Source organism: Bacillus cereus group sp. MYBK216-1, from assembly GCF_051916495.1.
Lineage (GTDB): Bacteria > Bacillota > Bacilli > Bacillales > Bacillaceae_G > Bacillus_A > Bacillus_A thuringiensis_K.
Map to the genome: position 1 here is coordinate 35764 of NZ_JBQAGT010000003.1, position 22325 is coordinate 58088.

Genomic DNA, 22325 nt, shown 5'->3' on the forward strand with positions numbered 1-22325 from the left:
TTATTTTTCAATATGTCACGGAAGGGGGAGAAGGTTTTTGAGTGGAATAAGGAATGAAAGCGGAGGTGATGCATATATATAGATGCATTGGGTGATTATTCGCCCGATTGCTGAGGGTTAATAATCAATAAGTACGGACAAAAAACCCACTGATGAAAGTTTCACTTTATCATATTGTATAAATGAAAAGGAGGTAAGACGGTGAAAGCAATCCCGACTGATGTCCTGAGTAAAGAATTGATGGAAAGAGAAGGAGTTATATCTATTACAGTAAAGGAATTTGAAAAGATAGAAGTAGCTGGAGTAGTAGTCGCTGGTCCAGCGGTTATTTTGATTAATCAAGATTAAGTACATATCATTGAAATAAAAAGCATCCGTTTAGGATGCTTTTTATTTGTATGTAAGGATAAATATGATGGATAATTGTGTTACTGGAGGGAAAGTCTGTGGCAATTATTATAACAATGTTAGTAATGGGTATTTTATTAGGATTTGTTGGAGCTGGAGGAGCTGGGTTTATTATCGCGATACTCACTTTAGTATTCCATATTCCTATTCATGTTGCTCTTGCAACATCTTTAACCGCAATGGCGTTTACGACATTATCAGGTGTTGTCAGTCATTACCGTGAAGGCAATGTAGCACTTATTATAGGCGGGATTGTTGGGGGATTTGGCGCAATTGGCTCTTATATTGGTTCTAAATTTGGTTCACTTATACCAGCTCATCTTCTTCATTGGTTTACAGCTGGGATGTTATTTTTATCGGCAATTTTTATGTTTATTAAATTAATTATGTTCCAAAACAAAGAACAGTCGTCTTTATATAAACATAAAGAGTTTCCCGTTAACTACTTGTTGAAATGTATATGCCTTGGATTAGTTACTGGAATGATGGCTGGTTCATTTGGGATTGGTTCTGCACCGTTTATTCAACTTGGATTAATGGTTCTATTGGGACTAACGATTCAGCAATCTGTAGGGACAACGATGCTTGTTATATTACCGATTGCAATTGGAGGCGGGCTAGGATATAGTTCGGAAGGATATTTAGATTATATATTGTTATTGCAAGTATTAATTGGGACCATGTTAGGGGCATATATTGGCGCGAAGTTTACAAATTATGCACCGCGAATGCTTTTGAGGTTTTCGATGATTATGACACCGGTTTTAGCTGGATGTATGCTATTGATGGAATAAAGTGAAATTATAATAAGTAGGGGGGACTGCTTACAAATAGCGGGATAAAATTAATATAGCAAACTATTAATATATTTTACGAATGAATTATGTAGGTAATTCATATTTCCCATATAAAAGGATTTGTTTTAATATTATGAGTGTAAAGTTCGAGTATTCGAAGTACTACTTGAATTATATCCCTATCCCTTTTCTAAAAATGCGAACAAGTTTTGCCCTATTCTATTCAATAGTTAATTGCATAGAAATATATTGTTCGATGACCATTATGGAACGTACATAATGGGAAAATCCCGATCCTTAAAGAGGATGCCCCTAATCTTCATGTGAAAATATGATCGGATAAGAAAGCTGACCAATTGATGGTCAGCTTTCTTTTTGTTCAAAAACTATTTCTTCTTTAATTTCTGTTTGTAATAATAAAGCTTTTCCGAAACGACGTTTACATTCTGCACGCACTTTTTCAATGGCTAGTAGCTGAGTAGTGGCGGGAACGGTGACAATAGCTTGGCGAGGCTTTCGATTTTTTTCACAAAAGACACATTCCACAACATAATTAGAAATCATATTTTCATCCTTCCAGTTTTAATTTCTAAAAAGGGATTGTCTATGAAGTTGATGTAATTTTTCGTCATTGTTTTATTATTTTCCTCTTTTTTTCAAGGGGAAAATAAAAAAGAGGGCGAATTTTAGTAGGGGAGGGATGTTTATGGAGAGATGGATAGGTAGTGCAGCGGTATGTGTAAATGAAAGAAATGAAGTTTTAATGGTACTGCAGGGAAAAGAGGGAGAAGAAAAAAGGTGGTCTGTCCCAAGTGGAGGACTTGAAAAGGGAGAGACACTAGAAGAATGTTGTATTAGGGAAGTTTGGGAAGAAACAGGTTACAATGTGGAAGTTGTAAATAAAATATATGAAAAAGAGGGTATTACATACGGTGTTCCAGTGTATGTCCATTATTATTTTGTTAAACAAATAGGCGGTAATATGAAAATCCAAGATCCTGATGAGTTAATACATGAAATTGCTTGGAAAGGGATACATGAAGTTGAACAATTGTGTTTAGCTTTTCCAGAGGATTATGAATTGCTGTGCCAATATATAGATAAAGAAGCAAGTATGTAAATACTTGCTTCTTTAATGTATCCAAGACAAGAAAAGCGGAACGATAACTAAACTAGCGCCTGCTGTTAAAAGCATAGATAAACTTGCAATTGTTCCTTCCACAGGACCGATTTCGAATGCTTTTGATGTACCGGTTCCATTTGCGCTTGTTCCTAACATAATACCTTTTGCGATTGCTGTTTTAATACGGCAAATACGTATGAGAGAAGGACCGAGCAATGCTCCTGTTAAGGCAGTTAAAACGACAAATACAGCAGTTAATTGTGACATGCCACCAATCATTTCTGAAATAGCCATTGCGATTGGTGTTGTTACGATATGTGGCGCTAAACTATGTTCTAGTGATGAATCAATTTGAAAATAATTTGCTAGTAGTGCTGAAGTAATGACTGATAAAAACGAACCGACAATGACATTAAGTAAGATAGCCATTCCATGTTTCTTTAATAAATCAAAGTATTTATAGATTGGCCATGCAAAAGCAACTGTTGCGGGTTTTAATAATTCAGTTAACCAGTGACCACCAGATTCATATGTTTCATAAGGTGTATTTAATCCGAGCAATAAAGCAATTAAAATAATGGGACAGACGAGAAGAGGAGAAAGTAGACTCCAATTCCAACGTTGATACATTTTTTTTGATATCCAATATGTGAATAGTGTTAATAGTAAACAAAGAAATCCGATCATTGCGTTGATCCTTTCCGCTTTAGTAGCAATTCTGTTAAAAGTCCTGTAACTAAGGTAACGCAAAGAGTGCTAATCATAATAATTAAAATGAGATCGATTCCATATTGTGTTAGTGTATCTCTGTAACGTATGACAGCGACTGCAGAAGGGATGAAAAATAAAATAAGTTCTTTTAATAAAAAATCTGCTCCGTCCTGTATCCATTCTTTTTTAACTAGGTTAAATTTTAATGAAATTAATAATAAAAAAATACCGATTATACTTCCTGGAACTGGGAGGTGTGCCTGTTTTGCAATCCATTCACCTGTCCAAGCGAAAGAAAATAGTAATAAAATTTGTCCGCTTAACTTCCACCATTTCATACAGTAACCACCTCTTTCTTTTTTTACATAAAAATTGTAAAAAAGAATTAACAATTTCTACTATACGTTCATTCGAAATATTTGTCTAATATATAAATTATATGGTATTAATATATTAGACGTATTAATCGAAAGTGAAAAGGGTGTCCAAAAATGGAATTACGGCATTTGCAATATTTTGTTGTTGTGGCAGAAGAGTTACACTTTGGACGGGCAGCTGCTCGTTTACAAATGACACAACCACCACTTAGTCAACAAATACAGCAATTAGAAAAAGAAATGGGAGTTACATTATTTTCAAGAACGAAAAGAAAGGTTGAACTAACAGAAGCAGGAGAAATGTTTTTAAAAGAAGTAAAAAAAGCGTTTGAACAAATTGAAAAAGCAGTAGAAGTTGCACAAAGTGCACAAAGGGGAGAAGTAGGATCACTTTCAATTGGTTTTGTAGGTGCGGCGATATATGATATTTTACCATCAATTGTTAGGGAATATAGAAAGAAATTTCCGAGAGTGTCTGTTGCATTACATGAATTGTCAACACCAGATCAAGTTCATGCACTTCATGATAACCGTATCGATATTGGCTTTTTACGTCCACCAATTCCAACACAATTATTAGAATTAGAGCCAATTCAAAGGTTATCTTGCACCTTATGTTTACCAAAGGCACATCCACTTGCAGAGAAAGATGAAATACATATAGAAGATTTACGAGATGAGCCGTTTGTATTTATTACGAGACCAGTATGGCCAGCTTTGTATGATACAATTTTATCTCTTTGCAGAGAAGTTGGATTTAGTCCACGCATTGTACAAGAAGCAACAGAGTATCAAACAGTTATGGGGCTTGTAGCAGCAGGGATTGGAATTACAGTAATACCCGTATCGGCAAATAAGTTATATAAAACAGAAGTTGTATATAAAGAGTTATATGATTCTAATTTTGTGGCAGAAATGTCAGTGGCTTACAAAAAAATGAATAGTAATCCAGAGCTGCTAGAGTTTTTAAAAATTGCAAGAGAGAAGAAAAGAATAGAAGTAGAAGATGAATAATAGTAGTAACAGAAAATGGATTTAATTCAAATCCATAAAAGTACACCTTATTAAACAATAAAGCGGAAATGCAACTTAAGTTGCATTTCCGCTTTATTGTTCTTTTTTTAGCTCGATACTAAATAGATAAACGTGTTCATTTTCTTTTAAGAGTAGATCAATACCTGTTTCTTCATCAATGGTAGGAACGCTTACAGTTTCTTTACTGGTTTGAATTACAGCAGCTAAAGTTGTTTTTTGATTGTATTTTAAATTTTTTATAGATTGAATTGTAGTAGTTGCAGAGCTATTTACGCTTCGTGGTTCTTCTTCATGAACAAGCGTTGAACCACCTTCAATATTCATATACCACTGCCTTTTTTCTTGTATATCTTTATCGAATTGGAAATGTGGTGGTAAAAAAGAAAGCTTTACTTTCTTTTTTGAAAAATGTGAGGTAGCTATATTAGCAATTTCTTTTGTTTTTTTACCATTGTTATAATAATCAATTGTAGCATTTATTTCATCTTTATCATTTTTAAGCGTAACGTTATAAAACATGCTATTTCTTTCTTGAAGAGGAGTCATTTGTAAAATAGAAGCTTGCTCTTTTGTTAATTTGTATGGCTCAACAATGGCAATTTCATTGTTTTTTAGTTGGCTACAACTTGTGAGTAATAATAAAGACAAGATTGATAGTAATTTTATACGCATGCAATCTCCTCCTTTTTACAATTATATTCTAAATGTGATTTTTTTATCATTTCGTTTTCTAGGACTAAAGACTTAGAAGAAATTCCGATTGTAGTGCGATGTTTAAAATGTCATATTTTTATACACTAGTAGTATAGAATGTGTATGTAATAAGGTAGGGGAAGAATGTTATGTCTTTATGTCGGTTAGCGAGAAAAAATATTAGAACATTTGCTACCAAAAGGATGAAGCAATTTATGTGGATTGCTATGAGTACTATGATTTTGTTTTTTATGATATCGTTACAATTTAATGAAGGAGCTATTTTGAAAGTAGGGGATGCATTTGTATTTCAAATGTATTTTTACACACTTTTTATTGTATTAATTTTCATATGTATTTTTACTACATATAAAATGATGTACTCTCTTTTGCATGTGAGGAGGGAGGAGTTTACATCTTATGTAGCAGAAAATATGAAAAGAAAAGAGGTACTATGTGTATTATGTCAGGAGCAATTATTCATTTATGGAGCAGCATTTGTTTTCGGATTAATTAATGGGATGCTATTTTTGAAATTATTCACGGTTATCTTTATGAAAATCGCAGGGATACAAGGAATAAATAGTGCGCCAATTACAATATATGCAGTTGTAATTATTAGTATAATTATTATGACTGTCGTTTTAATATCGATGATGCAATGTTATCGATTTGTTCGAAGTTTAAAGGGTGAAAATTCGTTGCGGTTTAAAGAAAGGGCATGAGAAATCATGCTTTTTTCTATTTTACACATAAAAATAATCATGTTACAGTGAAAAGACCTGACAAAGAATGGGAAGGAAAGGTTGTATAGAATGACAAATGAACAATCAATTGTAAAAGTCGATCGGTTAACGAAGCGAATCGGATCAAAGACACTTGTACAAAATATTAGTTTTGAAGTGAAAAAAGGCGAGGTTGTCGGTTTACTCGGACCAAACGGTGCTGGAAAAACGACTTTAATGAGAATGATGGTTGGTATGATCCGTATGACAGAAGGTGAAGTATGGATTGATGGTCAATCTGTGAAACAGCAATTCGAAAAAACCGCTGCGAAAATTGGAGCGGTAATTGAGACACCTGAATTTTATCCTTTTTTGAGTGGCTATGAAAATTTAACATATTTCGGACGAATGAATGGTAATGTGACTGAAGAACGTATCGATGAAGTAGTGAAATTGTTAGGGATGGGACAAGTAATTGATCGCAAAGTAAAAGCGTATTCACTCGGCATGAGACAACGTTTAGGAATCGCTCAGGCGCTTATTCACAATCCAGACGTGTTGATACTAGATGAACCGACAAATGGATTAGACCCTAGTGGAATACATGAAATGAGAATGTACATAAAAAAAATTGCACATGAACAAGGAAAAGCTGTACTTGTATCAAGTCACTTACTTTCAGAAGTTGAATTAATGTGTGACAGAGTTATCATTATTCAGCACGGGGAATATGTGGCTACGCAAAATATTCAGCATAGCCAAAGCGAAGAGATGGAGACGATCCGTATACGTGTAGATGATGCGAATAAAGCAGCGGAAATATTAGGGCATGATGTTTTAGTAAAAGATAATGAATTACTTATTAATGTAAAAGATGAAGAAATCCCAAATGTTATTCGTACATTGCTTGAGAAAAATATTCAAGTGTATCGTGTATATGAAGAAAGAAAAACGTTAGAAGAGCAATTTTTAGAATTAACAGGGGGAAAAGATATTGTTTAATTTAGTATATAATGAACTGTATAAAATATTTAAGCGGAAGCGAACGATTATTCCATTTGCAGTTATTGCAGTATTAATAATCGGATTAGGATGGGTTACGGTAAAGTATTTTGAACCGGAAACAAAAGGATGGAAAGTAGATTATACAGAACGTACTGTAGAAATTGAGAAAAAGCTTGGCATGAAAAAAGAAGCTATTTTAGCAGAAAAATCAGGGGATGAGCTTGTAAAAGAATACCAGCTTAAGATGAAGCATTTAGATACGGATACAGCACCGGCAAGCAGTTCTCCACTTTCTTTCATGAGAGATACAGGTTTTATCGTATTTCCAATTTTGCTCCCCTTTATCCTCGTGTATGCAAGTACAATTTTTGCGAATGAATATAGCTGGGGAACATATAAATTTTTAACAATCCGTCCGGCGAGTCGATTTAAAATTTTAACAGCAAAGTTTTTAGCAATCGTTATATTTGCAGCTTTATTGTTTATATTTAATATGATTTTCTCCGCTTTATGTGGACTTGTTATTTATAAATTCCAACAGCCTGCATGGAGTGAGTTTATTTTCCAAGATGGAAATATAATAAAACAAAATATTTTTGTGGAAGCAAGTAAATATTATGTTTTATCATGGTTACCAACGGTTGTGTATGCATCGTTTGCATTTATGATTTCTGTGTTAACGAGATCTAGTGGAGGTGCAATTGGTATTTCACTATTCCTTGCTTTATCAGGCAATATTGCGTTATTAGCAGCCACTAGATATAACTGGGCGAAATATTTATTGCCAGCAAACACAGATTTATATAGTATTTCAAAGAATGGAAGTTTTATTGATGGAGTAACATTCCCGTTTGCATCATGTATGTTACTACTTTATTTGTTCGTATTTTTATGTATTTCATATACTGTGTTTTTAAAACGTGATTTAACTTAATAAGAAAAGCCGTTCAGGGTGCTGAGATGCACTTTGAACGGCTTTTTTTATGAGAATTGTTTAAGTGCTCTTTCGGCTAGTAAAGCAAAGTATTCTGCACTTATAGGCAGTGCCTCTTCATTAATTGTAAAAGCAGGATGATGCCATTCATGTGTACCGCTCGTTCCCATAAAGACGAATGAACCTGGTATTTCCTGTTGGTAAAATGAAAAATCTTCTCCAGCCATTGACGGACTAGGTGAGATGATATTAAGATTCATCTTTGTGGCAACTTGAGTAGATAAGTCTGTAAGAGCTTTATCGTTGTGAACAGCAGGAGGACCTGAAAAAAAACGGAATTCCGTTTTTACACCTAATGCATCAGATACACCTTTAATAATACGCTCCATGAGTGCTGGAATCTTTTCACGTGTTTCAGCTTGGAACGTGCGAATAGTACCTTCTAATGTAGCTTTTTCAGGAATCACGTTCCACGTATTTCCTGCATGAATATTTGTGACACTAACAACCGCATTATGAGATGAACTTATATTTCGGCTTACAATTGTTTGCAGTGCCATCACAATTTGAGAGGATGCGACAATAGGATCTACGCCAGCATCTGGTACAGCCGCGTGTGTACCAACTCCGTGAATTTCAATTTCAAATCGATCAACTCCGGCCATCAGTGGACCATCTTTAATGCCAATAGTACCTACTGGTAAATCAGGTTTATTATGCATGCCGAAAATCGCTTGCACATTACGTAAATGTCCAGCATCAATAACTTTGCAAGCGCCATTACTACTTTCTTCAGCTGGTTGGAATATGAAGCGAACCGTTCCATTTAGGGAAGATTCTCTTTCTTTTAATAAGAAAGCAGTACCTAAAATAGCAGCTGTATGAAAATCGTGTCCACAAGCATGCATTTTCCCTCGTACTTTAGATGCATAGGACAAATGTGTTTCTTCTTGAATAGGAAGAGCATCAATATCAGCACGAACTGCTACAATTGGTCCGTTTTTATTACCAGACACTTCAGCGATAATTCCTGTTTCTAAATTGGAATCAATGATAGTAATATTTTTTTCTTCTAACCAATTTTTTATTGCTTTTGTTGTTTCGAACTCTTCATATGATAGTTCTGGATACTCATGTAAATGTCGACGCATGGAAATAAGTTTTTCTTTTAGTTGATTTGAAATAGATACCATGTAGTATGCCTTCTTTCTTCAGCAAAATATTTATCATAAGTATACAACAATAAAAGAGAGGATTCTCAAATGAAAATCCTCTCTCGTTTATCCCGTATTAATGGGCAGCCCGATTGGTTCAACTAATTAAAGTTTTACTTTATGCTGCGACTTTTTTATGCGTATGATGTTTACGATAACGTCCACGCATTGCGTATGCAATTTGCGGGATTGCAATCCCAATTAATATAAGTGATACACCGAACCATTGTGAAGATAGTACAGCTTCTTTTAAAACGAATACTGACATAATTGTTGTAACTGGTAGTTCCGCTGCACCAAGAATAGTTGCTAAGCCAGAACCGATTTTTGGAATACCGATTGTAAAGGCAATAGATGGAATTACGATACTAAATGTTCCTAATCCTAAACCATATTTCCATAGACCTTGAGAAATGGCACCATTAAAAATAAATGTTGGTGGGAATACAATCATGACTAAAGTTAAAGCACCAGTCATTAAGAGAACACCGCGCGGTAATGAAGGTACTTCAACAGCAACTTTTCCGCTCACGAAAATGTATGTTGCGAATGTAACAGCAGATAATAAACCTAAAATGATCCCAGTCGTATCGAAAGCACCTACTGATTGTTCAAATAAACCACTTGATAAAAATGTCCCTACAAGTAAGAAAATAACAGAAATAACTTTTTCTCTTGAAGGTAATGTTTTTGTTGCGACTGCTTCAATGATAATTCCGACCCAAACGAATTGGAATAAAAGAATAATTGCAATAGAAGCTGGTACAGTTTTTAATGAAGCATAATAAAAAATTCCGGTAAAACTTGCAGATGTTCCTGCAACGAATAAAAGTAATGCTTGCTTTAAAGGAACGCGATGTCTAGAAAATAGAAGTGTAATAGCAAGCAAAATAATCCAACCGAACAAATATTGGCTGCCAATTACCTCTCCAAGTGAAAATCCTTCTGCATATGCAAGCTTAACAAAAATAGCTAAAATTCCATAACTACACGCTCCTAATAAAACTAAAAGAGAATAACGAAGCATGAAAAATTCCTCCCATCTATATGAAGTTGTTCCGTATCGAAAATATATAACTAGAGGGAAGTATACAAAATTAGAAATAAAGGGTCAAATGAAAGAAAAGTATGACATTTTATAGAATAATAATAAAAGTATGATATTTATGCATAATCTTGAAATTATTAATAGTAGAAGTATTATAAAATCAACTTTGTATTGTATAGAGACAGCATTTGAAAAAAATATTTTTTTAAACCAATATGTATATAGACGTACTAGTAACGTGCTAATTATTTGAGAAACTATGTTACCTTTGTTATGGTAATAACAATTAAAGGAGTTGTAAAATCCATTTGAGTTTTTCTATATAATAGAAGGAAATGAAAACGTTTTATTAGAAACTGTGAGGAAGTATGGTTTTTCTTATTACCACGTTGTAAAAGTGATTTCACGAATTGTTCATAGTATTTTTATGTGTTTTTGTTACAATATTTAGGGAGAGGAGTGGAATGATGCAAGATATTAGTATTTTTTTAGCGTTTGGCGCCGGGTTCTTATCATTTATTTCCCCATGTTGCTTACCGCTTTATCCGGCATTTTTATCGTACATAACAGGTATGTCGGTTTCTGAATTGAAAGAAGAAAATGCAATGCTTCGCAAAAGAAGTATGATACATACAGCGTTTTTCTTACTTGGATTTTCAATTATATTTATTGCAATTGGATTTGGTACAAGTTTTATTGGAGGAATCTTTACTGACTATAAAGATTTAATCAGACAGTTAGGTGGTATATTTATCATCGTGTTCGGCTTAATTATTGTCGGGGTGTTTAAGCCGAAATTTTTAATGCAAGACCGTAAATTTACATTTAAAAATCGTCCAAGTGGCTATTTTGGATCAGTACTAATTGGATTAGCTTTTGCAGCAGGGTGGACGCCATGTACCGGACCAATTCTAGTGTCCGTAATTGGATTAGCAGCAACAAATCCAGAATCAGCAATGATATACATGATTGCTTACATACTTGGATTTGCAATCCCGTTTTTCGTATTGTCATTCTTTATTACGAAAATGTCTTGGATTAAAAGAAATAGTATGGCCTTCATGAAAGTCGGAGGATATATTATGATTGTTATGGGTGTCTTCCTATACTTTAACTGGATGACGAAAATTATCGTATATTTCTCAAGTTTATTTGGTGGTTTTACTGGTTTTTAGTATTATTCTGCGAAAATGTTGGAAATACTAACGGAAAAGCATATAATGAAAGTATATTTTGCATATAGCCACAAAAAAGGATGAGAAAATATGAACATAGTTCTTTTATCAAGTATCGTTGCTGTTTGTATGGCTGTCGGTGCGATGTTTATTCGTTTAAAAGCAGCTAAGAAACCTGCAACATTGAAAAAAATTATACTTCCGCCATTTTTTATGAGTACGGGCGCATTGATGTATGTTTTTCCTGAATTTCGATTAACTCCAGCAGAAATGTTAGAAGCAATTGGTGTCGGTTTGATTTTCTCTATTTTTCTTATTAAAACATCTAAATTTGAAATTAGAGGACAAGAGATTTATTTGAAGCGTTCAAAAGCCTTTGTTTTTATATTAATTGGATTACTTGTAGTGCGGATTGTATTTAAAACATACTTAAGTCAATCTCTTGATTTAGGACAACTTAGTGGCATGTTCTTCTTACTTGCGTTTGCGATGATTGTGTCATGGAGAATTGCAATGTATCGTTCCTTTACGAAATTACAGAAGGAAATGGAAAAAGAAGATGGTTTTTATAATGAAAAAGATATGAAGCTAACTTAAAAACTGTATATGTATTAAATAAAAAAGACAGCGTCAAAGGCGCTGTCTTTTTTATCGAAAATAATATGAAGTTACTTTGCAAGTAAAGATTGATAGTTAGAATAATCAATCTTTTTTTCTTGTAGTTTTTTAATTAAAAATTTATGATCACGCTTTGGTGTGGCAATGATGTATCCTTTAATAATTAAGTCTTGTGTAATTTGAGAGGCATTTTCTTGTAATGCAAGTTCTCCAATTTTTCCAGCAATCTTTGATTTTGCAACATCGCGAAATAGTTCTGGAACAGGACTTACAAGCTCTTCTAACAATTGTTTTTGTTCGTCAGTCCATAAATGTCTCGTTTTATTTATGTAGTGTTCTTCCCAATCTAAAATGGACATGCCGTCTTCTTTCGGTAAACGTTTTAAAAATTTTCTGAACATAAAGTATCCACCGATAGACATAAGCCCTAATAAAATAACCGTCCATAATACAATGAACCAACTGAACCATCCCTCGAGCAAGCATATCCCCCCTTAATGATAGCGGTTTTCTTTTATTCATATTATATACAGTGAGATTCATAGAAAGCAAGAACGCTTGGTCATTTTGACCAAGCGTTATAGTTTAAACGAAGTATAGTTGTTCAACACATAAATTATTATTATCGTCTTCAACATACTCAATAATAAGTGTGCCAACTTTACGATCTTTATCTTCAGTTGTGAAAATAGAGTAAGAAGTAAAACGTGTTTTTGATAGGCCGCTTATATGTGTAGGTAAAGAAATGTAGTTGTTATCGCGGAAGAATTCCATCAGTTCAATATCCTCAAATTCTTTTCGGTCAACTTGTTTGTTTGTATAGCGGCGTTGAAGTTGTTTTAAAGATTCATTCCAAGAAATTGCTTTTGTGTCGTATACCATTGTTCTATCTCCTTACTGTATGTAATTATTAAGAACATACGTTCTAATCTAGTATACTCTTTTTATTAGAAAAGGGAAAGCAAAAAATAATGTAAGCTTGGATTTCCAAGCTTACATTATTGATGCGTCCGTCATAATCTCTATTTTTCATTATAAGTTAGATAAGAATAAGAAACAAGATGATATATATAATGTTGAGAGTTTTCAAGGTTCTGTATATTATAGGTGTACTAAAGTGTAAGGGAATGAGAGGCGTGGCATATGTAATTTCACTGCAAGGGCCGATGGCTAGCGGAAAAACAACATTAGCAAAAAGGTTAGAAAAGAGAGGGTTTCGAGTTATATATGAAAATCCATATCCAATTGTAGAGAAGCGAAAAAAATTGAATTTAGATATGAATTCAAAAGTAGGGTTTATTATGAATCAAAAAATGTTTATGGAAGCAAAAATTAAGGAGTTTCAAAATGTGAAAAATTCAGTCGTAATTTTTGATCGCGGACCAGAAGACATTGAGTTTTTTACACTCTTTTATCCAACGATTATAGGAGAAGAGTGGGATATAGAAACTGAATTGAAAGATGAATTATATAAATTAAGAGAATGCCGTTCGGATGCGATTTTTTACTTAGATGTTACGAAAAAGAATGTATATGCTAGAAAAAATAATGATAGAACAAGAAACAGAAGTACGTTTGAGGAGCAATTTAAATTAGTAGAAACTGAAAAAGATTGGTATAAACAATTTCCTGTAACTTATGTGGACACAAATAGATTAACAGTGAACAATTTAGAGGTATATTTTATGGACTGGCTAAAGGAGAGAGGGCTATGAAAAAAATACTTTTATTTGTATACCCAACATTTGCAGAGTTTGAAATAACAGTAGCAACGGCATTGCTGAAAAATAAATATGAAATCATCACAGCGGGCTTAACTAAAGAATTGGTTATAAGTGAAACCGGGTTGCAAGTGCAGCCGCATATAGAAGTAAGTGAAGTACGTGTAGATGAGTATGAGGGGATACTTATTCCAGGTGGAGAAGAAGTACAGTTGAAAGATGCAAAACCTCTTTTTTCAATCATTCGTCAATTTCATGAACAAGAAAAATTAGTGGCGGCAATTTGTGCTGGACCGTATGCGCTAGCAAAAGCAGGCTTATTCAAAGAAATCTCGTATACAGTGACCCTAGATTATCAAAAGCTTGATTGTTTTCCAGTAGAAAATTTTGTGTATAAAGAAGTTGTGCAACACTCAAATATCATTACAGCACAAGGGCATGCATTTGTACCATTCGGAATAGCGATTGCCTCTTATTTTGGAGTAGCAAACGAACATAATATAAATTTTTACGGTGGTAAAGGGAATGTGATGATGGAGAAGCTTTTGCCTGAGAATGTATAAAAGCTAGCTAATGCTAGCTTTTTTCTTTTTGACATCGATAAATGGCTAACGTTTTCGGATCGCGCCATATACCATTATGAAGTAACAATTCATTTTCTACTTCTTCTTTTAGCCATTCCTTCATTTCGGTGTGAAGAAGTGTGTTATCCGGTATATTTAACGACGGAAACATGCTAGAAATATAGTTTACAATCGGAGTAGCATGATGAAAAACGAGAGCATTATGAATAACTGTTTCTTCAACAGTTGGAAAAACGGATTGTAATATCTCTTTACCGTTTTCTAAACAAAATGGAGTGACTGATGATGTTGTTTTCGGCAAATCAAATGCGTCTAACATGCGGTTACACATTTCAACTATACGAGGTAGTGTAACGCTAGAATTTGTTGTAGCTAAAAGTGAGCCACCAGGACGAATTACTTTATGGAATCCTTGAATTGTTTTTTCGACATCTTTCATGTGATATAGCATATGTCTTGCGACAATCCAGTCGTAGCAATTAGCTTCAAAAGGAAGTTTTCCAGCGTCACCTAGTCTCCATTCAATTAAATTATTCGTTTTAGTGGCTTCAGAAAGCATGGCTTCTGATTGATCAAAACCGGTTAATTGACCTTTATGGCCATTCGCTTGCAAAAGGGAAAGGAATTTTCCGTTAGCGCACCCAACCTCTAATATTCTTTCTCTCCCTTGAAGTTGTAAATGTTCAATAACGATTTCATCTAAATTCACTTGTTTTTCTTCGTAATGTTTATGTGTATCGATACGTGTTTGTAAATTGTTACTAACGCTATATTGCCGTTTTACATCATTCATTTTTTCATATTCCACTTTCATACAAAATTGTTGAATCGCATGTGTTAATACATCGGTTTTCTTTAAACCTTCGTAATGGAGTGCGGATTCAAACCTTTCAAGTAATTTTTCTTCAATTCGAAAATGAATATCTTTTCGCTTTTTCATTGGAATCTCTCCCCTTTGCATCTGTTAGTGAGACTATAGCATGCCTGAAAAATTTGTGTAAATCATTTGTGTACACAAATGGAGGAGATGAAAAAATTGTTTGAATGTGAGTTTAAACTATTGACGATTTAACCGTTTTCATATATTCTTAAATTAAGAAATATTCAAATAATTAAAAGAAATGAGAGAGTCACATGCTTCTTCAAGGAACACATCGAATTGGTCGTATGGCCATGCTGTTGGCACTTGCGGATGAGAATGAAAGCCCTGTATTATCCATTCCGAAAGGTTGGAAATATTGTACGGGGAAAGTGGGTTCGATGAATTCGCAAAAGGTTGTCGCAGCAATGGAAACAGCGGCTAAAAGCAACCAAGTTATTGAAACAGACGTTTACAGAGAAACACATGCACTTTATCATGCAATTATGGAAGCTTTGTACGGAGTGACGAGAGGTCAAATTCAGTTAGCAGACGTTCTTCGTACAGTAGGACTTCGTTTTGCGATTGTGCGCGGTACACCATACGACGGAAAAAAAGAAGGCGAATGGGTTGCTGTTGCATTATATGGAACGATTGGTGCACCTGTAAAAGGATCTGAGCATGAGGCGATTGGTTTAGGAATTAATCACATATGATTTGCCCATAGTCTATTAGTTAGAAGGGGGCCTTACTTTTTTAGGACAGAAGTCTGTCTTAAAAAAAGATAAGGTCCCCTTTTGCCTTTTTAAGGAGGAAAAATGATGATTACGTTAACAGGACATACATTGACAGTTGAAGAAATGAAGAGGTTATTACTGGAAGGAGAAGGTGTAACAGCTTGTCCAAATAGTATGAAAAAGGTGGCGGAGTGCCGCGAAGTAGTTGAGAAAATTGTAGAGGACGGAAAAGTCGTTTACGGTATTACAACTGGATTTGGAAAGTTTAGTGATGTGCTTATTCAAAAAGATGATGTAAAGGCACTTCAACATAATTTAATTCAGTCACATGCATGTGGGATAGGTGATCCGTTCCCGGAAGAAGTATCACGCGGTATGTTAATTTTACGAGCGAACACGATGCTTAAAGGGGTATCTGGCGTTAGACCGCTCGTTGTAAATATGCTTCTTGAGTTTGTAAATCGTAAAATTCATCCAGTCGTTCCGCAACAAGGTTCACTTGGTGCAAGTGGAGATTTAGCACCTTTATCTCATCTTGCGCTCGTATTATTAGGCGAAGGTGAAGTGTTCTATAAAGGGAAACGCGTTCATGCAATGGTTGCTCTTACAGAAGAAGGGCTTGAGCCGATTGAACTTGAAGCGAAAGAAGGTCTTGCGTTAATTAATGGTACGCAGGCGATGACAGCACAAGGAGTTCTTTCTTATATAGAAGCAGAAGCAACGGCGTATCAAGCTGAACTAATTGCTTCGATGACAATTGAAGGGTTACAAGGCATTATTGATGCATTTGATGAAAATGTTCATAAAGCACGCGGTTATAAAGAGCAAGTGGAAGTAGCAAGCAGAATTCGTGACATTCTTCATGACAGTAAATTAACAACAAAACAAGGAGAACTACGTGTACAGGATGCATATTCACTTCGCTGTATCCCGCAAGTACACGGTGCTTCTTGGCAAGTTTTAAATTATGTGAAAGAAAAATTAGAAATTGAAATGAATGCCGCAACAGATAATCCGCTTATCTTTGATGGTGGGGAAAAAGTAATTTCGGGCGGGAATTTCCACGGTCAACCGATTGCGTTTGCGATGGACTTCTTAAAAGTAGGAATGGCAGAACTTGCAAATATTTCAGAGCGCCGTATTGAACGTTTAGTGAATCCGCAATTAAATGATTTACCACCATTTTTAAGTCCAGAACCAGGACTTCAGTCTGGTGCGATGATTATGCAATATGCTGCAGCATCACTAGTTTCTGAAAATAAAACGTTAGCACATCCGGCGAGTGTTGATTCAATCCCGTCATCAGCTAACCAAGAAGATCACGTAAGTATGGGAACAATCGCTTCACGCCATGCACATCAAATTATTCAAAACGTAAGACGTGTTCTTTCAATTGAAATGATTTGTGCGATGCAAGCTGCAGAATATCGCGGTATTGAAAACATGAGTACAGTGACGAAGAGCTTCTACCATCAAGGTCGTCAGCAAGTACCTTCTATTACAAATGACCGCATATTCTCAACGGATATTGAAAATATTGCGTATTGGTTAAAAACGAATTATTCGATCAAAGAAAGATTAGATGTAAACGCAGCACTATAAAATGAGAAAAAGGAGAGATTGAAATGGAAAAAGTACAACAAACAATTCGCGCGCCAAGAGGTACTGAGTTACAAACGAAAGGGTGGGTTCAAGAAGCTGCACTTCGTATGTTAATGAACAATTTAGATCCGGAAGTTGCTGAAAAACCAGAAGAATTGGTTGTATATGGCGGAATTGGCCGTGCAGCCCGTAACTGGGAAAGCTATCAGGCGATTGTAGATTCATTAAAAACGTTAGAAAGCGATGAAACGTTACTTGTTCAATCAGGAAAACCAGTTGCAATCTTTAAATCACATGAAGATGCACCGCGCGTTCTGTTAGCGAACTCAAACTTAGTACCAAAATGGGCAAACTGGGATCACTTCCGTGAACTAGAGAAAAAAGGTCTTATGATGTACGGACAAATGACAGCAGGTAGCTGGATTTATATTGGAACACAAGGTATTTTACAAGGAACATATGAAACATTTGGAGAAGCGGCACGTCAACATTTCGATGGTTCATTAAAAGGCACACTAACACTTACTGCTGGTTTAGGTGGTATGGGTGGTGCACAACCTCTTGCTGTAACGATGAATGGCGGTGTTGTTATCGCTATTGATGTTGATAAGCGCAGCATCGATCGTCGTATTGAAAAGAGATACTGTGATATGTATACAGAATCGTTAGAAGAAGCATTAACGGTTGCGAACGAGTATAAAGAGAAGAAAGAACCAATTTCAATTGGATTATTAGGCAATGCGGCAGAAATTTTACCAGAGCTAGTGAAGCGTAATATTACGCCAGATTTAGTTACGGATCAAACATCTGCACATGATCCATTAAACGGTTATATTCCAGTAGGTTACACATTAGAAGAAGCAGCGAAACTTCGTGAAGAAGATCCAGAGCGCTATGTACAATTATCAAAAGAGAGCATGACAAAACATGTGGAAGCAATGCTTGCTATGCAAGCAAAAGGTGCAATTACATTTGATTACGGAAATAACATTCGCCAAGTTGCTTTCGATGAAGGGTTGAAAAATGCATTCGATTTCCCAGGATTCGTTCCAGCATTTATCCGTCCATTATTCTGCGAAGGAAAAGGACCGTTCCGCTGGGTAGCACTTTCTGGTGATCCAGAAGATATTTATAAAACAGACGAAGTAATTTTACGTGAGTTCGCTGATAATGAACATTTATGTAACTGGATTCGTATGGCACGTCAACAAGTTGAATTCCAAGGTCTTCCGTCACGTATTTGTTGGCTTGGTTACGGTGAGCGCGCGAAATTTGGTCGTATCATTAATGAAATGGTGGCAAATGGCGAATTATCAGCACCGATCGTTATCGGCCGTGACCATTTAGATTGCGGATCGGTAGCATCTCCAAACCGTGAAACAGAAGCGATGAAAGACGGTAGTGATGCAGTAGCTGACTGGCCAATTTTAAATGCATTAATTAACAGTGTAAACGGTGCAAGTTGGGTATCTGTTCACCACGGTGGCGGCGTTGGTATGGGATATTCACTTCACGCTGGAATGGTTATCGTTGCAGATGGAACAGAAGCAGCAGCAAAACGTATTGAGCGCGTATTAACTTCTGACCCTGGTATGGGTGTTGTTCGTCACGTGGATGCAGGATATGACTTGGCAGTGGAAACTGCGAAAGAAAAAGGCGTTAACATTCCAATGATGAAATAAGGAGGAGAAAACATGCTGGACACTTTACTAATAAATATCGGTCAATTACTAACAATGGATCAAGAAGATGGCTTGTTAAGACGGGAAGCGATGAACACGCTTCCTGTTATCGAAAACGGTGCGGTTGGAATTGAAAATGGTGTAATCACTTTCGTTGGAACAGTGGAAGAAGCGAAAGGACTTCAGGCGAAAGAAGTTATTGATTGCGGTGGGAAAATGGTTTCTCCTGGTCTTGTTGATCCGCATACTCATCTTGTATTTGGTGGATCTCGTGAAAATGAAATCGCACTAAAATTACAAGGAGTTCCGTACTTAGAAATTTTGGAAAAAGGGGGCGGTATTCTTTCAACTGTAAATGCAACGAAACAGGCGTCGAAAGAAGAACTTGTTCAAAAAGCGAAATTCCATTTAGACCGTATGCTATCTTTCGGAGTTACAACTGTAGAAGCGAAGAGTGGTTACGGATTAGATGATGAGACGGAATGGAAACAATTAGAGGCAACAGCACAATTACAAAAAGAGCATCCGATCGATTTAGTTTCAACATTTTTAGGTGCTCATGCAGTTCCGAAAGAGTATAAAGGTAGATCGAAAGAATTTTTACAATGGATGTTAGACCTACTACCAGAAATGAAAGAGAAGCAATTAGCGGAGTTCGTTGATATTTTCTGTGAAACAGGTGTGTTCTCTGTAGAAGAATCAAAAGAATTTTTATTAAAAGCGAAAGAGCTTGGCTTTGACGTGAAAATTCATGCAGATGAAATCGACCCTCTTGGTGGTGCGGAAGCAGCGGCAGAAATCGGTGCAGCATCAGCGGACCATTTAGTTGGAGCTTCTGATAAAGGGATTGAAATGCTTGCAAACTCGAATACAGTAGCAACATTATTACCAGGAACAACTTTCTATTTAAATAAAGAAAGCTTTGCTCGTGGTCGTAAAATGATTGATGAAGGTGTTGCAGTTGCGTTAGCTACAGACTTTAACCCAGGTAGCTGTCCAACTGAAAATATTCAGCTTATTATGAGCATTGCGATGCTAAAACTGAAAATGACACCAGAAGAAGTTTGGAATGCCGTAACGGTTAACTCATCATATGCCATTAACCGTGGTGATGTAGCTGGAAAAATTAGAGTTGGTCGTAAGGCAGATTTAGTTTTATGGGATGCTTACAATTATGCTTACGTACCGTATCATTACGGCGTAAGTCATGTGAATACAGTATGGAAGAATGGTAATATTGCATATACAAGAGGTGAACAATCGTGGAGCACGGCCACTATTTAAAGAAAAATGCAAAGTTTATTGATCGTGAAGTGACAAAATGGAGTGAGATGATTAAAGATTGGGAGGAAGGCGTAGAAATATTCGGTGCTGCCTTAATTGGAGCACCCCTTTCTAAACCATCTATTAGTCATTCAGGAGCAAGTTTTGCTCCAAAGACAATTCGTGCGATGTTAGATGCATATAGCACATATGCAATTACAGAAGAACACGATATGAAAGAAAGTGTCTTATATGATTGCGGCGATATTACGATGCATGTGACGGATATAAAAGAAAGTCATAAACGAATTGTAAAAACAGTTGGTCATGTAACGAAAGTAAATCCGAACATGATACCAATCGTTCTTGGCGGTGACCACTCGATTAGTTTTCCGAGTATAACAGGTTTTGCAAACAGTAAAGGAAAGGTCGGAATTATTCAATTTGATGCTCATCATGATTTACGTAATTTAGATGATGGAGGCCCGTCAAATGGTACACCATTCCGTAGTTTACTAGAAAATGATGTCATTACAGGGAAACAACTTGTTCAAATTGGAATTCGTAATTTTTCTAATGCACGTGCGTACCATGAATATTCAATAGAACATGGCGTGACAGTGTATACAATGAAAGATGTACGAGAGCGAGAAATAAAAGATATTATCACGGAAAGTATTGAAGTATTAAGAAATCAAGGTGTGACTTCTATTTATATTTCTCTTGATATGGATGTGCTAGACCAAGCGTTTGCACCAGGTTGTCCAGCAATTGGGCCTGGTGGAATGGATAGTACGACTTTACTAGATGCGATTGAATTCCTTGGTAAAGAACCGCTCGTTCAAGGGATGGATATAGTAGAGATTGATCCAACTCTTGATTTTAGGGATATGACGAGTAGAGTAGCAGCGCAAGTGATTATGAGTTTTCTTTTAGCGAGGGAAACGGTTAGTAAGCAGGTTAGTATATAGACGGAAAAGTAAATCTTTATTTATGTCTTATCAAAAACACATCACTACTTAAATGTAGTGATGTGTTTTTGTGTTAAAAGAGAATGAATGTGTGTGGAACTGTTAATGGAATTGCGGTTTTTATAGTGTATTGTGTAAATTTAATTTCTTGCTTCTGAAGTGTTGACGTGTAAAATAATTTTGTGATAAAATAAAAATTTTGCTAAAAAACTAAAACTGTGTTAAACTTGAGAAGGTTACCATATATGGAGGTGGATTATTTGTTTCAAATTGGCGATAACATTGTTTATCCAATGCAGGGAGCAGGTATAATTAAAGCCATAGAAGAGAAGGAAATCTCAGGAGAAAAACAACAGTATTATGTTATAAAAATGTCGGCTAGTAATATGGAACTAATGATTCCAGCAGGGAAAATATTGAATTCGAATATACGACCAGTTACGGATATAACCGCATTAGCACACATAATGGATATTTTTCAACATGGGGAATCAGATAGATTACTTACGTGGAAGCAAAGGTATAAATTGAACACTGATAAAATAAAGACGGGTAAAATGCAAGAAGGTGCTGAAGTTGTGCGTGATTTAATGCGTATACAGAAAGAAAAAGCACTTAATGCAAGCGAAAAGAAGATGTTAGATAACGCATATGAATTTTTGATTAGTGAACTGGGATTAATTGAAGGTATCACAGAAAATCAGATAAAAAGCTTTTGTTAAGGTTCATTACAAATAATGTATTATATCCCAAAAAAGATTTTGAATTTTTTGGGAACATAATTATAGAAAATTTATCATTTCAAAGACATTCAACTCTTTCAAACCACTTTTAGAGCATTACCTCTATTGTTATTACTACAATCAAATCCATTTTTATTTTTTAATTTCATTTATGAATGTTCGAAGTTTAATTGAATACTTCGATAAAATAGTTACTTGATTTTTGCAATCCTGATTCACACTGGCACGGACGAGGAGCCGTAAGGATGAAAGAGAGGTAGGGCTTTCATTGTTTTAGGTATATAAGTTATTATTTTTAGA

General features: G+C 35.4%; 27 protein-coding genes. 18 read left to right on the forward strand and 9 right to left on the reverse strand.

From position 1 onward, the window contains the following. Positions 1 to 201: 201 nt before the first annotated feature. Entirely contained in the window at positions 202 to 348 is a 147-nt protein-coding gene (locus ACTFRH_RS10645) for a BC1881 family protein (RefSeq protein WP_000644411.1), read from the forward strand. Positions 349 to 446: 98 nt separating this feature from the next. Continuing rightward, a complete protein-coding gene (locus tag ACTFRH_RS10650; RefSeq protein WP_000974657.1) occupies positions 447 to 1202 on the forward strand; it encodes a sulfite exporter TauE/SafE family protein in 756 nt (251 codons plus the stop codon). 366 nt (positions 1203 to 1568) lie between these two features. On the opposite strand, the gene ACTFRH_RS10655 is transcribed toward ACTFRH_RS10650, so the two are convergent. Beyond that, the gene (locus ACTFRH_RS10655) at positions 1569 to 1769 is read right to left on the reverse strand and encodes a DUF3903 domain-containing protein (RefSeq protein ID WP_000625227.1); all 201 of its coding nucleotides are present in this window, start codon (positions 1767 to 1769) and stop codon (positions 1569 to 1571) included. A gap of 142 nt (positions 1770 to 1911) precedes the next feature. Here ACTFRH_RS10655 and ACTFRH_RS10660 point away from each other — a divergent pair, with 142 nt between their 5' ends. Further along, on the forward strand, positions 1912 to 2325 hold the full coding sequence (locus ACTFRH_RS10660; RefSeq protein ID WP_000442982.1) for an NUDIX hydrolase: 414 nt from the start codon (positions 1912 to 1914) through the stop codon (positions 2323 to 2325). Positions 2326 to 2337: 12 nt separating this feature from the next. Here ACTFRH_RS10660 and ACTFRH_RS10665 read toward each other — a convergent pair whose 3' ends face one another. After that, a complete protein-coding gene (locus ACTFRH_RS10665; protein ID WP_000578962.1) occupies positions 2338 to 3015 on the reverse strand; it encodes an LrgB family protein in 678 nt (225 codons plus the stop codon). Beyond that, positions 3012 to 3377: a CidA/LrgA family holin-like protein gene (locus ACTFRH_RS10670; protein WP_000872376.1), complete on the reverse strand. Its 366-nt coding sequence runs from the start codon at positions 3375 to 3377 to the stop codon at positions 3012 to 3014. The genes ACTFRH_RS10665 and ACTFRH_RS10670 overlap by 4 nt, the downstream gene beginning before the upstream one ends. A gap of 153 nt (positions 3378 to 3530) precedes the next feature. Here ACTFRH_RS10670 and alsR point away from each other — a divergent pair, with 153 nt between their 5' ends. Then, entirely contained in the window at positions 3531 to 4430 is a 900-nt protein-coding gene (alsR, locus tag ACTFRH_RS10675) for an acetoin biosynthesis transcriptional regulator AlsR (protein WP_000423234.1), read from the forward strand. A 93-nt stretch (positions 4431 to 4523) separates the two neighbouring features. Here alsR and ACTFRH_RS10680 read toward each other — a convergent pair whose 3' ends face one another. Then, the gene (locus tag ACTFRH_RS10680; RefSeq protein WP_001220628.1) at positions 4524 to 5123 is read right to left on the reverse strand and encodes a hypothetical protein; all 600 of its coding nucleotides are present in this window, start codon (positions 5121 to 5123) and stop codon (positions 4524 to 4526) included. A gap of 170 nt (positions 5124 to 5293) precedes the next feature. Between ACTFRH_RS10680 and ACTFRH_RS10685 the strand changes: the two genes are divergently transcribed. The 3 genes from ACTFRH_RS10685 (at position 5294) to ACTFRH_RS10695 (ending at position 7808) form a co-directional block, all read left to right on the forward strand. Further along, entirely contained in the window at positions 5294 to 5869 is a 576-nt protein-coding gene (locus ACTFRH_RS10685; protein WP_000050625.1) for an FtsX-like permease family protein, read from the forward strand. Positions 5870 to 5959: 90 nt separating this feature from the next. Beyond that, entirely contained in the window at positions 5960 to 6871 is a 912-nt protein-coding gene (locus ACTFRH_RS10690) for an ABC transporter ATP-binding protein (RefSeq protein WP_000180624.1), read from the forward strand. Further along, positions 6864 to 7808: an ABC transporter permease gene (locus tag ACTFRH_RS10695; RefSeq protein WP_000482759.1), complete on the forward strand. Its 945-nt coding sequence runs from the start codon at positions 6864 to 6866 to the stop codon at positions 7806 to 7808. Before ACTFRH_RS10690 ends, ACTFRH_RS10695 begins: the two co-directional genes overlap by 8 nt. Before the next feature lie 47 nt (positions 7809 to 7855). Here the strand turns inward: ACTFRH_RS10695 and ACTFRH_RS10700 are convergent, their stop codons facing one another. Together ACTFRH_RS10700 and ACTFRH_RS10705 are read right to left on the reverse strand one after the other, a co-directional pair. After that, entirely contained in the window at positions 7856 to 9001 is a 1146-nt protein-coding gene (locus ACTFRH_RS10700) for a M20 peptidase aminoacylase family protein (RefSeq protein WP_000253681.1), read from the reverse strand. Between the two features lie 139 nt (positions 9002 to 9140). Continuing rightward, complete coding sequence (locus ACTFRH_RS10705) at positions 9141 to 10049, reverse strand: EamA family transporter (RefSeq protein ID WP_000947038.1); 909 nt, start codon at positions 10047 to 10049, stop codon at positions 9141 to 9143. Between the two features lie 343 nt (positions 10050 to 10392). Here ACTFRH_RS10705 and ACTFRH_RS10710 point away from each other — a divergent pair, with 343 nt between their 5' ends. From ACTFRH_RS10710 to ACTFRH_RS10720, 3 genes are all read left to right on the forward strand, one after another. Then, complete coding sequence (locus ACTFRH_RS10710; protein ID WP_074593505.1) at positions 10393 to 10521, forward strand: peptidase T; 129 nt, start codon at positions 10393 to 10395, stop codon at positions 10519 to 10521. A 16-nt stretch (positions 10522 to 10537) separates the two neighbouring features. Continuing rightward, positions 10538 to 11245 (forward strand): cytochrome c-type biogenesis protein CcdA, encoded by a 708-nt coding sequence (gene ccdA, locus ACTFRH_RS10715; protein WP_001152676.1) that lies wholly within the window; start codon positions 10538 to 10540, stop codon positions 11243 to 11245. Positions 11246 to 11335: 90 nt separating this feature from the next. Then, positions 11336 to 11842, forward strand: a complete 507-nt coding sequence (locus ACTFRH_RS10720) for a CcdC family protein (protein WP_001028440.1) — start codon at positions 11336 to 11338, stop codon at positions 11840 to 11842. Positions 11843 to 11913: 71 nt separating this feature from the next. Here the strand turns inward: ACTFRH_RS10720 and ACTFRH_RS10725 are convergent, their stop codons facing one another. Further along, positions 11914 to 12345, reverse strand: coding sequence for a DUF2621 domain-containing protein (locus ACTFRH_RS10725; protein WP_000889393.1), 432 nt, complete (start codon positions 12343 to 12345; stop codon positions 11914 to 11916). Between the two features lie 103 nt (positions 12346 to 12448). After that, complete coding sequence (locus tag ACTFRH_RS10730; protein ID WP_000262406.1) at positions 12449 to 12745, reverse strand: hypothetical protein; 297 nt, start codon at positions 12743 to 12745, stop codon at positions 12449 to 12451. Between the two features lie 245 nt (positions 12746 to 12990). On the opposite strand from ACTFRH_RS10730, the gene ACTFRH_RS10735 reads away from it, so the two are divergent. Together ACTFRH_RS10735 and ACTFRH_RS10740 are read left to right on the forward strand one after the other, a co-directional pair. Then, positions 12991 to 13578: an AAA family ATPase gene (locus ACTFRH_RS10735; protein WP_003302191.1), complete on the forward strand. Its 588-nt coding sequence runs from the start codon at positions 12991 to 12993 to the stop codon at positions 13576 to 13578. Beyond that, positions 13575 to 14147, forward strand: coding sequence for a DJ-1/PfpI family protein (locus ACTFRH_RS10740; protein ID WP_000722208.1), 573 nt, complete (start codon positions 13575 to 13577; stop codon positions 14145 to 14147). The genes ACTFRH_RS10735 and ACTFRH_RS10740 overlap by 4 nt, the downstream gene beginning before the upstream one ends. A gap of 13 nt (positions 14148 to 14160) precedes the next feature. Here the strand turns inward: ACTFRH_RS10740 and ACTFRH_RS10745 are convergent, their stop codons facing one another. Then, the gene (locus ACTFRH_RS10745; RefSeq protein WP_000746256.1) at positions 14161 to 15108 is read right to left on the reverse strand and encodes a class I SAM-dependent methyltransferase; all 948 of its coding nucleotides are present in this window, start codon (positions 15106 to 15108) and stop codon (positions 14161 to 14163) included. A 194-nt stretch (positions 15109 to 15302) separates the two neighbouring features. On the opposite strand from ACTFRH_RS10745, the gene hutP reads away from it, so the two are divergent. The 6 genes from hutP to ACTFRH_RS10775 all read left to right on the forward strand — a co-directional run bounded on the left by hutP (position 15303) and on the right by ACTFRH_RS10775 (position 22004). After that, positions 15303 to 15743: a hut operon transcriptional regulator HutP gene (gene hutP / locus ACTFRH_RS10750; RefSeq protein WP_000926516.1), complete on the forward strand. Its 441-nt coding sequence runs from the start codon at positions 15303 to 15305 to the stop codon at positions 15741 to 15743. 105 nt (positions 15744 to 15848) lie between these two features. Further along, positions 15849 to 17366 carry a histidine ammonia-lyase gene (hutH, locus tag ACTFRH_RS10755; RefSeq protein WP_000631861.1) on the forward strand — a complete coding sequence of 506 codons (1518 nt, stop codon included), beginning with the start codon at positions 15849 to 15851 and terminating at the stop codon, positions 17364 to 17366. A gap of 23 nt (positions 17367 to 17389) precedes the next feature. Then, entirely contained in the window at positions 17390 to 19048 is a 1659-nt protein-coding gene (gene hutU / locus ACTFRH_RS10760) for a urocanate hydratase (protein WP_000416945.1), read from the forward strand. A gap of 12 nt (positions 19049 to 19060) precedes the next feature. Then, positions 19061 to 20332 carry an imidazolonepropionase gene (gene hutI, locus ACTFRH_RS10765; protein WP_000887544.1) on the forward strand — a complete coding sequence of 424 codons (1272 nt, stop codon included), beginning with the start codon at positions 19061 to 19063 and terminating at the stop codon, positions 20330 to 20332. Then, positions 20311 to 21282, forward strand: coding sequence for a formimidoylglutamase (gene hutG / locus ACTFRH_RS10770; protein WP_000399832.1), 972 nt, complete (start codon positions 20311 to 20313; stop codon positions 21280 to 21282). Before hutI ends, hutG begins: the two co-directional genes overlap by 22 nt. Positions 21283 to 21542: 260 nt before the next feature. Beyond that, positions 21543 to 22004 carry a CarD family transcriptional regulator gene (locus ACTFRH_RS10775; protein ID WP_175423368.1) on the forward strand — a complete coding sequence of 154 codons (462 nt, stop codon included), beginning with the start codon at positions 21543 to 21545 and terminating at the stop codon, positions 22002 to 22004. The last annotated feature ends 321 nt before the right edge of the window (positions 22005 to 22325 follow it).